The organism is Streptomyces sp. NRRL S-1022, from assembly GCF_000720135.1.
Taxonomy (GTDB): domain Bacteria; phylum Actinomycetota; class Actinomycetes; order Streptomycetales; family Streptomycetaceae; genus Streptomyces.
Genome location: NZ_JOIU01000025.1, coordinates 15,287 through 30,846, shown reverse-complemented (window position 1 = coordinate 30,846; position 15,560 = coordinate 15,287). Strand labels below are relative to the sequence as shown.

The 15,560-nt window shown below is 72.2% G+C and carries 12 protein-coding genes; 2 read left to right on the top strand and 10 right to left on the bottom strand.

All coding sequences use genetic code 11. From position 1 onward, the window contains the following. The 10 genes from IG05_RS0131095 to IG05_RS0131050 form a co-directional block, all read right to left on the bottom strand. Complete coding sequence (locus IG05_RS0131095) at positions 1–1,008, bottom strand: ADP-ribosylglycohydrolase family protein (RefSeq protein WP_107051454.1); 1,008 nt, start codon at positions 1,006–1,008, stop codon at positions 1–3. Between the two features lie 67 nt (positions 1,009–1,075). Beyond that, entirely contained in the window at positions 1,076–2,137 is a 1,062-nt protein-coding gene (locus tag IG05_RS0131090; RefSeq protein ID WP_030347372.1) for a pseudouridine synthase, read from the bottom strand. Positions 2,138–2,150: 13 nt separating this feature from the next. Then, a complete protein-coding gene (gene scpB, locus IG05_RS0131085) occupies positions 2,151–2,768 on the bottom strand; it encodes an SMC-Scp complex subunit ScpB (RefSeq protein WP_030347371.1) in 618 nt (205 codons plus the stop codon). Continuing rightward, entirely contained in the window at positions 2,765–3,838 is a 1,074-nt protein-coding gene (locus tag IG05_RS0131080) for a segregation and condensation protein A (protein WP_030347370.1), read from the bottom strand. Before IG05_RS0131080 ends, scpB begins: the two co-directional genes overlap by 4 nt. Positions 3,839–3,856: 18 nt before the next feature. Continuing rightward, positions 3,857–4,405, bottom strand: coding sequence for a hypothetical protein (locus IG05_RS0131075; RefSeq protein WP_030347369.1), 549 nt, complete (start codon positions 4,403–4,405; stop codon positions 3,857–3,859). Beyond that, complete coding sequence (locus IG05_RS0131070; RefSeq protein WP_078894615.1) at positions 4,390–5,523, bottom strand: ParA family protein; 1,134 nt, start codon at positions 5,521–5,523, stop codon at positions 4,390–4,392. The genes IG05_RS0131075 and IG05_RS0131070 overlap by 16 nt, the downstream gene beginning before the upstream one ends. A 379-nt stretch (positions 5,524–5,902) precedes the next feature. Beyond that, positions 5,903–7,027, bottom strand: coding sequence for an alanine dehydrogenase (ald, locus tag IG05_RS0131065; protein ID WP_030347367.1), 1,125 nt, complete (start codon positions 7,025–7,027; stop codon positions 5,903–5,905). A gap of 137 nt (positions 7,028–7,164) precedes the next feature. Next, positions 7,165–9,231 (bottom strand): tetratricopeptide repeat protein, encoded by a 2,067-nt coding sequence (locus IG05_RS0131060; RefSeq protein WP_030347366.1) that lies wholly within the window; start codon positions 9,229–9,231, stop codon positions 7,165–7,167. Between the two features lie 183 nt (positions 9,232–9,414). Then, positions 9,415–10,041: an NUDIX domain-containing protein gene (locus IG05_RS0131055; RefSeq protein WP_030347365.1), complete on the bottom strand. Its 627-nt coding sequence runs from the start codon at positions 10,039–10,041 to the stop codon at positions 9,415–9,417. A 98-nt stretch (positions 10,042–10,139) separates the two neighbouring features. Continuing rightward, positions 10,140–11,789 carry a CTP synthase gene (locus IG05_RS0131050; RefSeq protein ID WP_030347364.1) on the bottom strand — a complete coding sequence of 550 codons (1,650 nt, stop codon included), beginning with the start codon at positions 11,787–11,789 and terminating at the stop codon, positions 10,140–10,142. Between the two features lie 541 nt (positions 11,790–12,330). On the opposite strand from IG05_RS0131050, the gene IG05_RS0131045 reads away from it, so the two are divergent. Together IG05_RS0131045 and IG05_RS0131040 are read left to right on the top strand one after the other, a co-directional pair. Beyond that, positions 12,331–14,133, top strand: a complete 1,803-nt coding sequence (locus IG05_RS0131045; RefSeq protein ID WP_030347363.1) for a glycoside hydrolase family 15 protein — start codon at positions 12,331–12,333, stop codon at positions 14,131–14,133. 64 nt (positions 14,134–14,197) lie between these two features. Beyond that, positions 14,198–15,520 carry an FAD-binding oxidoreductase gene (locus tag IG05_RS0131040; RefSeq protein WP_030347362.1) on the top strand — a complete coding sequence of 441 codons (1,323 nt, stop codon included), beginning with the start codon at positions 14,198–14,200 and terminating at the stop codon, positions 15,518–15,520. The last annotated feature ends 40 nt before the right edge of the window (positions 15,521–15,560 follow it).

Genomic DNA, 15,560 nt, shown 5'->3' with positions numbered 1-15,560 from the left:
CTAAGCGTCCCAGAGCGCTCCGAGGGCCAACAGGTCGCCTCGGTACTCGATCCGCCCGGTCCAGTCGGCGGGCCAGACGTCCACGCCCAGCCAGGCGCCCGCGAAGGCGCCGGTGAGGCAGGCGAGGGAGTCGGAGTCGCCGGCGGTGCAGGCGGCCCGGCGCAGCGCGGTCACCGGCTCGTCCGGGAAGAGCAGGAAGCTCAGCAGACCGGTGGCGAGGGCCTCCTCGGCGATCCAGCCCTCGCCGGTGGCCAGGCACGGGTCGCTCTCCGGGGAGACGGTCCGCACGGCCTCCTGGAGGCGGCCGAGGATCTCCAGGCACTCGTCCCAGCCGCGCGCGATGAAGTGCTCGGGGGTGGGGTCCTGGGAGCGGGTCCACAGGTCGCCGAGCCAGGTGTGGTCGTAGCGGGTGCGGTGGTCCAGGGCGTACGAGCGCAGCCGGCCGACGAGCCCGGCCGGGTCGGTGCCCCGGGCGAGCAGGTGGACGGCGTGGGCGGTGAGGTCGGAGGCGGCCAGCGCGGTGGGGTGGCCGTGGGTGAGCGCGGCCTGCAACTGGGCGGCGCCGGCGCGCTGTTCGTCGGTCAGTCCGGGGACGAGGCCGACGGGCGCGACTCGCATGTTGGCGCCGCAGCCCTTGGAGCCGGTCTGGCTGGCGTCCTGCCAGGCCCGGCCCTCGCCGGCCAGCAGGCCGCACGCGGTCAGGCAGGTGTTGCCCGGGGCGCGGTTGTTCTCCGGTGACCGGTACCAGTCCACGAACTCCTCGCGCAGGAGCGGCTCCAGCCGCTCGGGCGTGAGGGGCCCGCGCTCCAGGGCCGTGGCGAGCGCGCGCCCGACCGCGAGGGTCATCTGCGTGTCGTCGGAGACCCGGGCGCGCTGTGACAGCTCCAGCTCCCGCCAGGGCCCGAACATCGACAGGATCAGCGGCACGGTCTTGAACTCGGTCGGGTAGCCGAGGGCGTCCCCGAGCGCGAGCCCGAGCAGTGTGCCGGTGGCCGCGTGTTTCGGCATGAGATCACCATCCCCCTTTATCGTCACACTGACCATAAAGGGGGATGGTGATCAAGGCAAGGGACTTCTAGAGCTCGACTTCCTTCATCAGCATGCCGACCTCGGTGTTCGACAGCCGGCGCAGCCAGCCGGACTTCTGGTCGCCCAGGGTGATCGGGCCGAAGGCGGTGCGCACCAGCTTCTCCACCGGGAAGCCCGCCTCCGCCAGCATGCGGCGCACGATGTGCTTGCGGCCCTCGTGCAGGGTCACCTCGACCAGGTAGTTCTTGCCGGTCTGCTCGACCACCCGGAAGTGGTCCGCGCGGGCGTAGCCGTCCTCCAGCTGGATGCCGTCCTTCAGGCGCTTGCCGAGGTCGCGCGGGATCGGGCCCACGATGGCCGCGAGGTACGTCTTCTTCACGCCGTACTTGGGGTGGGTCAGCCGGTGCGCCAGCTCGCCGTGGTTGGTGAGCAGGATGACGCCCTCGGTCTCGGTGTCCAGCCGGCCGACGTGGAAGAGCCGGGTCTCGCGGTTGGTGACGTAGTCACCGAGGCACTGCCGGCCCTCCGGGTCCTCCATGGTGGACACCACGCCCGCGGGCTTGTTCAGCGAGAAGAACTGGTACGACTGGGTCGCGACCGTCAGACCGTCGACCTTGACCTCGTCCTTCTCCGGGTCGACGCGCTTGCCCTGCTCGGTGACGATCTCGCCGTTCACCTCGACCCTGGCCTGGTCGATCAGCTCCTCGCAGGCCCGCCGGGAGCCGTAGCCCGCGCGCGCGAGCACCTTCTGCAGCCGCTCGCCCTCCTGCTCGGCGCCGGGGAAGGTCTTGGGCAGCCGGACGTCCTTCTTGCCCGCGTACCGCTCGCGGTTGCGCTCCTCGACCCGCGTCTCGTACTCACGGGAGCGCGCGGGGGCCGTACGGCCACCCTGCTGGGGCTGCCTCGGGCCGCCCTTGGCGCCGCCCCGCGCGGCACCGCCACGCCCGGCCTTGGGGCCGTCCTTGGTGGCTCCGGGGCCCACGTCGTAGCGGCGCTCCTCGGGGCGGGGCTTGCGGGGCCTTCCCTGTCCCTGCTTCTGGTCCCTGTCGTTGCCGGCACCGCGGTAGTTACCGCGCCCGCCGCTCTTGCCGCTGCCGCTGCTTCGCATCAAGGTTTCCGTCTTAGTCGTCTGCGTCCTGACCGCCGGGCGCGTCGGGCGCGTCCGGGTCGAACGACGGGACTCCCTCCTGGGTCTCGGCCTCGATCGCCTCCGCCTCGGGGAGGAAGGGCGCGAGCTCCGGGAGCTCGTCCAGGCCGCGCAGGCCCATCCGCTCCAGGAAGTAGTTCGTCGTCCTGTACAGGATCGCACCTGTTTCGGGTTCCGCGCCCGCCTCCTCGACCAGACCGCGCTGCAGCAGGGTGCGCATCACGCCGTCGCAGTTCACTCCGCGCACGGCGGAGACGCGGCTGCGGCTGACCGGCTGGCGGTAGGCGACGACCGCGAGGGTCTCCAGTGCCGCCTGGGTGAGCCGGGCGGTCTGGCCGTCCAGGACCAGCCGCTCGACGGCCGGCGCGTAGCCGGCACGGGTGTAGAAGCGCCAGCCGCCGGCCACGAAGCGCAGCTCGAAGCCCCGGCCCTGCACGGTGTACTCGTCGGCCAGCTCGCGCAGGGCGTCCGCGATCTGCCGCCGGGGCCGCTCCAGGATCCGTGCCAGGTGCTCCTCGGTCGCGGGCTCGTCCACGACCATGAGCATCGCCTCCAGGGCGGGCTTGAGGTCGAGGTCGGCGGTCTCGCTCATGCCTGCTTCCCCTCCTTGTTCCCCTTGTTCTCCTCCTCGGGCACCTGCGGCGGCCGGTCGAACTCGTCCGTGACCACCGGTGTCTCGTCCCCGTCCCCGCCGGTCCAGCGGACCAGCAGATCGCCGAGGGCGGTCTCCTGGTCCAGGGCGACGGCCTTCTCGCGGTACAGCTCCAGCAGTGCCAGGAACCTGGCCACGACGGTGAGGGTGTCGTCGGTGTCCTCGACCAGCGCCCGGAAGCTGGCCTCGCCCAGCTCCCGCAGTCGGGCGACCACGATCCGGGCCTGTTCCTGCACGCTGACCAGCGGGGCGTGGATGTGGTCGACGTAGACCTGCGGCCTGGGCCTGGGCTGCATCGCCTTGACCGCGAGCCGGGCGAAGCCCTCGGGGCCGATGCTGATGACGACCTCGGGCAGCAGCTCGGCGTGCCCGGGTTCGAGGCCGACGGTGCGGGGGTACCGGCGGGCCTCCTCGTCGAGCCGCTCGTTGAAGATGTCGGCGATCCGCTTGTAGGCGCGGTACTGGAGCAGCCGCGCGAACAGCAGGTCCCGGGCCTCCAGGAGGGCCAGGTCGGCCTCGTCCTCCACCTCGGCGGCGGGCAGCAGCCGGGCGGCCTTGAGGTCCAGCAGGGTGGCCGCGACGACGAGGAACTCGGTGGTCTGGTCCAGGTCCCAGTCGGGTCCCATGGCCCGGATGTGCGCCATGAACTCGTCGGTGACCTTCGACAGGGCCACCTCGGTGACGTCCAGCTTGTGCCGGGAGATCAACTGGAGGAGCAGGTCGAAGGGGCCCTCGAAGTTCGACAGGCGGACCTTGAAGACACCGTCGGAGGACTCCTGCGGATCCTCGGGCTCCGAGGGCTCTGGGGGCGCTTCGGCCGCGGGATCGCTCTGCGCGACGCCGGGCTCGGGCTGCCCGGGCCGCTCGGGCTCGGGAGCCTCGGTGGGTGGCGGTTCCGGAACCCCGGCGGGTACGGCGGCCGGCTCGGCCGGTGCGGTGCCCGGGCCGCGCCCCAGCGCACGCCGACGGCCGGCAGGTGCGCCGGGGGCAGGGGCTCCGTACGAGGTCATAGCCCCCGCAGGCTACCGCTACCGCCCGCGCAGCCGGCGTACGAGGATGCTCGCGTCCCCGCGGGACTCCAGGTCGGCCAGGACCACGGCCACCGCCTCGCGGACGATCCGCCCGCGGTCCACCGCGAGCCCGTGCTCGCCGCGGAGCACGAGACGCGCGTGCTCCAGGTCCATCAGCTCCTCGGCCGAGACGTACACGGTGATCTTCTCGTCGTGCCGCTCGCGGCCGCTGGGCCGCCGGGCCGCCGACCGCCCGCGCTTGCGCGGCTGCGCGGCGGCAGAACCTTCCTGCGCCCCCTGCCGGCGCGCCGGGCGGGTGCGGGACTCGCCGGCGTCGGCCGGCTCGGCCTCCGCGGCCGTGTGCTCCGCTCCCTCTCCGTCACCGCTCTGGACGGGCACCGACTGCGGTGCGTCCTCGGCGGCGGCCATCTCGTCGCTCTCCCCCGCGGGAGCCGGCACCCGGGCCTCACCGTTGGTCCCGCGCCGGGGCGTGGACGGCTGCAGCGCCATCCCCCCCGTCGTGCGGAACAGTTCGTCGGCCCCGGGCAGACTCACTCGGCGTGACACCGGGCGAGCACCTCCCTGGCGAGCTGGCGGTAGGCGGCGGCACCGACGGAGTTGGAGGCGTACGTGGTGATCGGCTCACCGGCGACCGTGGTCTCCGGGAAGCGGACGGTGCGCCCGATGACCGTGTGGTAGACGTGGTCGTCGAACGCCTCGACGACCCGCGCGAGCACCTCACGGCTGTGCACGGTGCGCGAGTCGTACATCGTGGCGAGGATGCCGTCGAGCTCCAGCTCGGGGTTGAGCCGCTCCTGGACCTTCTCGATGGTCTCGGTCAGCAGGGCCACACCGCGCAGGGCGAAGAACTCGCACTCCAGCGGCACGATCACCTTGTGAGCGGCCGTCAGGGCGTTGACGGTGAGCAGGCCGAGCGACGGCTGACAGTCGATCACGATGTAGTCGTAGTCGGGCAGCAGCGGCTTCAGCGCCCGCTGGAGCGTCGACTCGCGCGCGACCTCGGAGACCAGCTGGACCTCGGCGGCCGACAGGTCGATGTTGGAGGGCAGCAGGTCCATGTTGGGGACCGCCGTCTTCAGCAGGACCTCGTCCGCGGACATGCCCCGCTCCATGAGCAGGTTGTAGACGGTGAGGTCGAGCTCCATGGGATTGACGCCGAGACCGACCGACAGCGCGCCCTGCGGGTCGAAGTCCACGAGCAGCACACGCCGGCCGTACTCCGCGAGCGCGGCACCCAGGTTGATGGTCGACGTCGTCTTGCCGACGCCGCCCTTCTGGTTGCACATCGCGATGATCTTCGCGGGGCCGTGGTCGGTCAGCGGGCCCGGGATCGGGAAGTACGGCAGCGGGCGTCCGGTCGGGCCGATGCGCTCGCGGCGCTGGCGGGCCGCGTCGGGCGCGAGCGTGGCCGCGTACTCGGGATCGGGCTCGTACTCGGCGTCGGGGTCGTAGAAGTGCCCCTCGGGCAGTTCGTCGTAGTCGGCGAAGTGGTTGTGGGGCGCGCCACTTCCGTCGCCGGCCATGGCGTTCACGTGATGGCCATCCATGCTCTGGTGTGCTGTCCGGGCCACGTGCGGACCGGAACTCTGGTGGGCTGCGAAGGTGCGCACAGCGACGGAGCCGACAGCCTCGGAACCCGCGGGGCCCTGGCCCCGTGCAGGCATTCCTGGTTGACCACCCCCGGGAGAAAATGTCGACTCATTCACAAGTCGTCTTACCTCCTTGGTGACCAGGAAACTTCTAGACAAGGTCAGCGTGACACCATGCCGACGGTTGGCGACTCTATGGCGTGTCGGCGGTTCGCAGCAACACAATCCGCCGGACCCGGCAGGATGTGTCGGCAATGAAACATCTCGCTGTCAAGGGCGTAGGGCCGTCGCACAGCAGGTTTCACCGGTGTGCGAATCGGTCGAAGGGTTACGTTCGAGGCGAGTTGACCGAGAGCCGCAAAGTGACCATACACACATCCGGCCGGACCTTGTCGGGCAAGGTCCGGCCGGGCGCTCATAGTTGACGAGCCGTGTTGACGAATCGCCTTTTGGGTCAGCCGAGCAGCGAGTCCAGCTCGACGTGCTCCAGGCCGTGGGCCTCGGCGACCTCCTTGTAAACGACCTTGCCGTCATGGGTGTTGAGACCCTTGGCGAGCGCGGCGTCGCGGCGCAGCGCCTCCACCCAGCCGTTGTTGGCGAGCGAGACGATGTACGGCATCGTCGCGTTGGTGAGGGCGTTGGTGGAGGTGTTCGGCACCGCGCCCGGCATGTTGGCCACGCAGTAGAAGACCGAGTTGTGCACCTGGAAGGTCGGCTCGGCGTGGGTCGTCGGGTGGGAGTCCTCGAAGCAGCCGCCCTGGTCGATGGCGATGTCGACAAGGACACTTCCCGGCTTCATGCGGGCGACCAGCTCGTTGGTGACCAGCTTCGGGGCCTTGGCACCCGGGATGAGGACCGCGCCGATGACGAGGTCGGCGTCGAGGACGGCCTTCTCCAGCTCGAAGGAGTTGGACATGATCGCCTTGACCTTCGTGCCGAAGATCCGGTCGGCCTCGCGCAGCTTGTTGATGTCGCGGTCGAGCAGCGTCACCTCGAAGCCCATGCCGACGGCGACCTGGGTGGCGTTCCAGCCGGAGACACCGCCGCCGATGACCACGGCCTTGGCCGGGGTCACGCCCGGCACGCCGCCCGGCAGCACGCCGCGGCCGCCGGCCGCGCGCATCAGGTGATAGGCGCCGACCTGCGGGGCCAGCCGACCGGCGACCTCGGACATCGGGGCGAGCAGCGGCAGCGCGCGGCTCGGCAGCTCGACGGTCTCGTAGGCGATGGCCGTGGTGCCCGACTCCAGCAGCGCGTCCGTGCACTCCTTGGAGGCGGCCAGGTGCAGGTAGGTGAAGAGGATCTGGTCCTTGCGGAGGCGGTGGTACTCCTCCGCGATGGGCTCCTTGACCTTCAGCAGCAGGTCGGCGGCGGCCCACACCTCGTCGGCGGTGTCGAGCAGGGCGGCACCGGCGGAGACGTACTCCTCGTCCGTGATCGAGGAGCCGAGGCCGGCGCCGCGCTCGATGACGACCTGGTGGCCGTTGCGCACCAGCTCGTGCACGCCGGCGGGGGTGATGGCCACCCGGAACTCGTTGTTCTTGACCTCGCGGGGGATGCCGACCTTCACGTCGATCACGGTCCTTGGCTCAGAGGGTATGGGGGTGCATTACAGACGTACCCAGACATGCGGGGGCATACCGGGAGACACCGCTGGAGAACGTGCGGCAGAGCCAGTCTAATGAAGGTGTTCCGGCTGTCTAGCCTTCCATTGCATCAATCTTCGCTGGATGCGGTACGGATTTCGCAGGCGTTAGCGGCTTGTTCCGGCCTTGCGTCGTCCTCCGGGGGCTTCTCACCCAGCATGCGCTCCGCCGCGGCGCGGTGCAGGCGGGCCGCGGCCGGGTCGCCGAGCCGGTCCAGGGTGTCGGCGAGGCGCAGCTGCACCGCGGCCTGCAACCGGACGTCCTCGGCGCGCCGCGCCCACTCCACCGCCTCCTGGCAGGTGCGCAGCGACTCCTCGGGCCGCCCCGCGTACTCCTGCACCCGGGCGATCTCGCTCAACGCCCGCGCGCTGGCGGCGACATCACCGCTCCTGCGGTACCCGGCGAGGGCCGCCCGCCAGTTCCTGAGCGCCTCGCCGTAGCGCCCCGCGTAGGTGTGGGCGGTGCCGATGCGGCCGTACAGCCGGGCGGCCTCCGGGTGCTCCCCCCGGGCCAGCCGGTCGGCCAGCGCCCGGCCGAACCAGTCCGCGGCCCGGTCGTGATCGCCCAGCTCCTGGTAGGCGCCGCCTACGGATTCCATCGCGCGGCCCGTCGCGTACGGGTCGTTCGCCTCGCGTCCGGCGTCCAGCGCGGCCCGGTAGCGGGCCAGCGCCTCCCGGGTGCGGCCGGTCTGCGCGTCCAGATCGCCCAGGTTCAGCAGGGCCGCGGCCTTCTCCCGGGGCAGCCCGCGCCGCTCGGCGACATCCAGCACCAGGCCGTGCACGCCGTACAGGTCGGGCGCGGCGGCCTGCGTGCCGACATGCGCCGCCAGGGCCCTGACCAGCTGGGACATCAGCCGGCGGGCGAGGGTGTCGAGCTCGCCGTCGGCCACCGCCAGGCGTGTGGAGGCCAGCAGGGCGGGCCGCCGGATACGCAGCCAGTCCGCGGCGGCCCGCGGGGTGGGGAAGCGCAGCGCGGGCGGCAGGCCGCTCAGCTTCTCGCGGGCCTGCGGGCTGTCCGTCTCGGTGATCGCCCGGCAGGACTGGAGCAGCCGTACCGTCCGCTCCAGCATCCGGGCCCGGGCCAGCTGGAGCTCGGCGGGCCGCTCCTGGCTCTCGGCGAGGGCGCGCAGCAGCGGGTGCAGACAGCCGGGGACCTCGTACTGGGGCAGCGGGGAGGCCACCGCGCGCAGCAGGCCGAGGGCGACCAGGTCGTCCAGGGTGGTGCGGGCCGCGTCGACCGAGCAGCCGGCCAGCGCCGAGGCGGTGTGCGGGTCGACCAGGCCGGCCGGGGCGAGGCACAGCAGCCGCAGGGTCCGGGCGGCCGGGGCGGGCAGCTGCTCGTACACGAGCCGGAAGACGCGGGAGAGCGGGGTGGCGTCCGCGCCCGCCTCGGTCTCCGTGTGCAGCCGTTTGGCCAGGTCGGAGACGGCGGCCTGGGGGCGGGCGGCGAGCCAGCCGCCGGCCAGCACCAGTGCGGCCGGGTGGCCCTGGCACCCCTCGACGAGGCTCTCGGCGGAGCGCGGGTCGACGGTGATGCGGACCGAGCCGGTGTAGCCGGTGAGCAGTTCCAGCGCGGACTTGGTGTCGAGCCCGCCGAGCGTGCAGGGACGGACGTCCGCGATGCCGGTGAGCGGGCCCTGGGAGACGGCCACCACCAGGCAGTCCGGGGCGTCCGGAAGCAGCGCGTCGACCTGGTCGGCGCCGGCCGCGTCGTCCAGCAGGAGGAGCATCCGCCGGCCGGTGAGGGCCGCGCGCAGGGCCGCGGCCAGCTCCTCCTCGGCGGCTCCGGCGGGGGCGGGCAGCCCCAGCCCGGCCAGCAGGTCGCGGGCGGCCTGTTCGACGGGGACCGGCGTGCCGCCGGGCTCGCTCAGCCGGGCCCGCAGCACCCCGTCGGGGTAACGGTCGGCGACCAGCCGGACGAGTTCCTCGGCGAGCCGGGTGCGGCCGGAGCCGGGGCGGCCGGCGATGAGGAGCACGCGCGCGCGGGGGGCCTTGCGGCCGGAGAGGGTGTCCAGTCCCGCGCGCGCGATGTCGGCGCGCAGCTCCTTCAACTCCCGGCTACGGCCCAGGAAACGGTCCGTCGTGGCCGGGTGTGCGGACAGCTCCGCACCGTCTGGGTCCACCGCCTGATCCGTCACGGGCCACACTCCCGTCCCACCGCACGCGCAAGCCCGCCGGTGTCTTCCGGTACGGGCGTTGAAGAGCCTAGTTCACGCTCTGCGACGTTCCGGGAGGAGCGCGGCGGACGGATCGCCCGATCGGATCAGGCGATCGTCACACCAGTGACCCGGACGGGTGCGGGCCCGGGGGCCGTGCCCGTCTCAGGCAGCGAAGGGGCGCGCCGGCCACGGCGCGTCCGCCGGCCGCAGCGCGTCCAGGCCGTCCCCGGTCCGCGCCGCCACCAGGGACAGGACCCCGACGACCAGGCAGTTGTTGTGCACGTCCCCGGCCAGTACCCGGCGCACCAGCTCATCGACCGGCACGCGTGCGTGCTCCATGTCGGTCTCCTCGTGCTCCGCCGCGAAGCGCTCGCCCTCCGCGTCGGACAGGCCGCGGGCCAGGAAGACCCGTACGGCCTCGTCGCAGCCGCCGGGTGTGGTGTACACGTCGGTCAGCACCCGCCAGTCCTCGGCCTTGACGTGCGCCTCCTCGTACAGCTCGCGCTGGGCGGCGTGCAGCGGGTTCTCGCCGGGCACGTCCAGCAGGCCGGCCGGGATCTCCCACAGCTTGTGCCGCACCGGGTGGCGGTACTGGTTGATCAGCAGGACCCGGTCCTCCTCGTCCAGGGCGAGGACGGCCACGGATCCGGGGTGGACCTGGTAGTCACGGCGGACCACCGAGCCGTCGGGCATGACCACGTCGTCCGTGCGGACGGAGGTCTTGTTGCCCGTGAAAGGGGTCTCCGTCGCCCGGATCTCCCACTCCTCGGGGGTGTCCTTGATCGTCATGCCCTGTCCTTCCACACACGTTCCGCACGACCGGCAGAAAGAAGCCGGGGTGCCCACCTTTCGAAGGTATGCACCCCGGCCACCGTACAACTGGTGTGTTACTTCGAGATCTTCCGCTCGACCGCGGCCTTCACCAGACCGGCGAACAGCGGGTTGGCGCGGGTCGGCCGCGAGCGCAGCTCGGGGTGCGCCTGCGTGGCGACCAGGTACGGGTGGACGTCCCGCGGGTACTCCACGTACTCCACGAGCTTGCCGTCGGGCGAGGTGCCGGAGAAGACGATCCCGGCCTTCTTCTCCAGCTCCGCGCGGTAGGCGTTGTTGACCTCGTAGCGGTGGCGGTGCCGCTCCTCGACGTACTCCTTGCCGTCGTAGACCTCGCGGACGATGGAGCCCTCGGCGAGCTTGGCCGGGTACATGCCCAGCCTCATCGTGCCGCCCAGGTCGCCCTCGCCGGCGACGATGTCCATCTGCTCGGCCATGGTGGAGATCACCGGGTGGGCGGTGGCGGGGTCGAACTCGGTGGAGTTGGCGTCCGGGATGTCGGCCAGGTTCCGCGCGGCCTCGACCACGATGCACTGCAGGCCCAGGCAGAGGCCGAGCAGCGGGATCTTGTTCTCGCGGGCGTACCGGATGGCGCCGACCTTGCCGTTCACCCCGCGCTCGCCGAAGCCGCCGGGGATGCAGATGCCGTCCACGTCCGCGAGCTGGGCCTGGGCGCCGGCCGGGGTCTTGCAGTCGTCGGAGGTCACCCACTTGATCTTCACGCGGGCACGGTTGGCGAACCCGCCGGCGCGCAGGGCCTCGGTGACCGAGAGGTAGGCGTCGGGCAGGTCGATGTACTTGCCGACCAGGGCCAGGGTGACCTCGTGGTCGGGGTTGTGGACGCGGTCCAGCAGGTCGTCCCAGGTCGTCCAGTCCACGTCCCGGAACGGCAGGTCGAGCTTGCGGACCACGTAGGCGTCCAGGCCCTCGGCGTGCACGACCTTGGGGATGTCGTAGATCGAGCGGGCGTCGGGGCAGGCGACCACGGCGGCCTCGTCGACGTCGCACATCAGGGAGATCTTCCGCTTGATCGCGGTGGGGACCTCGCGGTCGCAGCGCAGCACGATCGCGTCCGGCTGGATGCCGATGTTGCGCAGGGCGGCCACCGAGTGCTGGGTCGGCTTGGTCTTCAGCTCACCCGAGGGGCCGATGTAGGGCAGCAGCGAGATGTGCACCACGAAGACGTTGTCCCGGCCGACCTCGTGGCGGACCTGGCGGACGGTCTCCAGGAACGGCAGCGACTCGATGTCGCCCACCGTGCCGCCGACCTCGGTGATGACCACGTCGACCTCGTCGGTGGCCATGCGGCGGATGCGGTGCTTGATCTCGTTGGTGATGTGCGGAATGACCTGCACCGTGTCGCCCAGGTACTCGCCGCGCCGCTCCTTGGCGATCACGGTCGAGTAGACCTGACCGGTGGTGACGTTGGCGGTGCCGTCCAGGTCGCGGTCGAGGAACCGCTCGTAGTGGCCGATGTCCAGGTCGGTCTCGGCGCCGTCGTTGGTGACGAACACCTCACCGTGCTGGAAGGGGTTCATCGTGCCCGGGTCGACGTTCAGATACGGGTCGAGCTTCTGCATCACGACCCGCAGGCCCCGTGCCTTGAGCAGCATGCCCAGGCTGGAGGCGGTCAGACCCTTGCCGAGCGAGGAGGCGACACCCCCGGTGACGAAGATGTGCTTGGTCGTCGTGGTTTTGGGCGGCATGGCCAAGAGGGGGCTCCCGTGGTCGCGGTCTGGGGGGTGCGGTCCGGCGTCCCTCCCGGCGCTGCCGGGGGTGCCGTCGCTGCGGTTCGGGGGTTTTTTCCCACCGGTCCACGGGCTACCAGCGTATCAGCGCCTGGCACGGATGGCTTCCGGGCACGCTCCGCACCCGGCCGCCCACACGCTGCCGCCACACATGTCACTCGTGTCACTGGAGACGTGCCGCGGACACACCGTTCTCACCCGGTGCTCACTCGTTCGGCCCACACGGGTTGCCCGGAGCGGCACGCACATCATCTACGTGCGTCGTATCCTGCTCGGACATTCGCTGCCGAGCCCGGCCGGAACGACGGCACACCCCCGCCAACATCACCCGGAACAACGAGAGCGCGGCAGTTCGTTGAGCAAAGACTGTCGTGTTGCCTCAGGGCTCGGCGGGCTGCTTTGCTTCACCGCTCAACGACGCACAAAAACGACCCCTTGACCGCACTAGCGACAGCCCCCTGCGCGGGGGTGTGACGTGGCCGTTCGACTGGAGTTGCACGTGGCCGGGCGCATCGAAGACTACGCACTCATCGGAGACATGCAGACAGCGGCGCTGGTCTGCCGGGACGGCACGGTGGACTGGCTGTGCCTGCCCCGCTTCGACTCGCATGCCATCTTCGCCGGCCTGCTGGGCACCGAGGAGCACGGCTTCTGGCGGCTCGGCCCGGCGCACGCCGCCGACGCCAAGCCGCCCACGGCCGCCCGGCGCAGCTACCGCGGCGACTCGCTGATCCTGGAATCCGAGTGGGACACCCCGCGCGGCACGGTCCGTGTGACCGATTTCATGCCCCCGCGTGACGGCGCCCCGCAGCTGATCCGGATCGTGGAGGGGGTCACCGGCCGGGTGCCGATGCGCTCGGCCCTCAGGATGCGCTTCTCCTACGGCCGGGTGGTGCCGTGGGTGCACAAGCACGAGGGCCGTACGGTGGCCGTCGCCGGGCCGGACTCGGTGTGGTTCGACACCGAGGCGGAGACCTACGGCAAGGCGCTCACCACGTACGCCGACTTCACGGTCGCCCCCGGTGACCGGATCGCGTTCACGATCTCGTGGCAGCCCTCGCACAAGGAGCCGCCGCCGCTGCCGGAGCCCGAGACGTCCCTGGAGGCGACGGAGGACTTCTGGCGCGAGTGGGTCGAGCACTGTACGTACCACGGGCCGTACCGCGAGGCGGTGATCCGCTCGCTGATCACCCTGAAGGCGCTGACGTACGCCCCGACCGGCGGCATCGTCGCCGCCCCCACCACCTCCCTCCCGGAGGACATCGGGGGCGTGCGCAACTGGGACTACCGCTACACCTGGCTGCGGGACGCGGCGATCACCCTGTCCTCGCTGCTGCGCACCGGCTACCGCGAGGAGGCCCGCGCCTGGCGCGAGTGGCTGCTGCGCGCGGTCGCCGGCGACCCGGAGAACCTGCAGATCATGTACGGCATCGCCGGCGAGCGCGAGCTGGGCGAGGCGGAGCTGGACTGGCTGCCGGGCTACGAGGACTCCGCCCCGGTCCGGGTCGGCAACGGCGCCGCGCACCAGCTCCAGCTGGACGTGTACGGCGAGGTCACCGAGGCCCTGCACCTGGGCCACATGACGGGCCTGGCCCGCAACGACTACGCCTCGCTGCTCCAGCTGAAGCTGATCCGCTACCTGGAGGACCACTGGCAGGAGCCGGACGAGGGCATCTGGGAGGTGCGCGGCCCGCGCCGGCACTTCGTGCACTCCAAGGTGATGGCCTGGGTCGCGGTGGACCGCACGATCAAGCTGATCGAGTCCGGCGGCGCGGACGGCCCGCTGGAGCGCTGGAAGGAACTGCGCGACGACATCCACCGGGACGTGTGCGAGAAGGGCTACGACAAGGAGCGCAACACCTTCACCCAGTCGTACGGCTCGCAGGAACTGGACGCCTCGCTGCTGCTCATCCCGCAGATGGGCTTCCTGCCGCCGGACGACAAGCGGGTGATCGGCACCATCGAGGCCATCCAGCGCGAGCTGTCCACCTCGGACGGGTTCATCCTGCGCTACCCGACGGAGGGCGACCACGCAGGTGTCGACGGCCTGCCGGGCGACGAGGGCGCCTTCCTGGCCTGCTCGTTCTGGATGGCGGACGACCTGGCGATGATCGGCCGGGTGGACGAGGCCCGCAAGCTGTTCGAGAAGCTGCTCGCGCTGCGCAACGACCTCGGTCTGCTCGCCGAGGAGTGGGACCCGCGCCTGAAGCGCCAGGTGGGCAACTTCCCGCAGGCGTTCAGCCACGTCCCGCTGATCGACACGGCCCTGCGTCTGACGGCCTCGGGGGCCTACGGCGGCTAGTCCGGCCGCCCCGGCCTAGGCTGGGAGCCGGACCTCCGCTGCACGGCCCGGCAAGGGGGCGGCCATGGCTTCCAAGGCGCACATCGCCCTCGCGGCGCTCCGCGCGGAACTGGCCGGCGAGGTGTTCGCCCCGGGGGACCCCGGGTACGACGGCGCGCGGGCCGTCCCCAACGCCAGGACCGACCGGCGTCCGGCCGTGATCGCCCGGTGCGCGCACGGGACGGATGTGGTGCGGGCCGTGCGCTTCGCGCGCGAGCTGGACCTGCACATCGCGGTGCGCGGCGGCGGACTGGGCCTGGCGGGCACCTCGGTGGACGGCGCGCTGGAGGTGGACCTGCGCCGGCTGCACGAGGTGACGGTCGACCCGGCGGCCGAGGCGGCCCGGGTGGGCGGCGGGACGACGGTGGGGCGGCTCGACCGGGCCACGCTGCCGTACGGCCTCGCGGCGACCGTCGGCCGGGCCCCGGGCGTCGGGGTCGCCGGCTGTGTCCTGGGCGGCGGCACCGGCCCGCTGGACCGCGCCGTCGGACCCGCCGCGGACCATCTCGTCGGGGTGGAACTGGTGACCGCCGACGCCGAGCGGGTGCACGCCAGCGCCGACGAGAACCCGGAGCTGTTCCGGGCGCTGCACGGCGGAGGCGGCAACTTCGGCGTCGCCACCGCGCTGACCCTGGCGCTGCACGAGCTGCCCCGGCTCGCCGCCCTCGCCGTGCTGTACCGGCCGGAGTCCGGCCCGGCCGCGGTACGCGCGTTCCGCGAGGTCGTCGGCGCCGGCCCGGACGAGGCGGGCGGGGCGGTGCTGTACCTGTCCGGGCGGCCCGCGCCGAGGTGCGCCGCGCTGGTGACGTACGCGGGCGGCGAGGCGGAACTGCGCGCGCTGGCCGGGCCGCTCACGGCGCTCCCGCACGAGGCGGAGGTGGGCGGGGCCCGGGCTCTGGGACTGCTGTACCCGCCCGGGGGGACGCGGGCCCACTGGTCGGCCCGGTGCCTGACCGGTCTGCCCGACGCGGCCGTGGACGCCGTCCGCGCCCTGGCGGCGGACCTGCCGACGCCGGGTTCCCGGCTCGTGCTGCTGCCGCTCGGCGGAGCGGTCGCCGCCGCAGGCCATCCGCTGCCGTACCAGCGGGCAGCCTGGATCGTGCACCCCTTCGCCTGCTGGGCGGACCCGGCCGACGACGAGCGGGCCCTCGCCTGGGTGCGGGACGCCTGCGCCGGCGTACGCCCCTGGAGCACGGACGCCGTCCCCCTCACCCTCGTCGGCGACGAGGGCCCCGAGCGGGTCCGGGCGGGCCTGGGCGAGGGGAACCTGCTGCGCCTGGAGAAGGTGAAGCGGCGCTACGACCCCGACAACGTCTTCCGCTTCAACCACAACATCCGGCCCTTGTAGGCGGGAGCTGTCCTGAGGACGTCGCCGCAGGTAGCGTCCG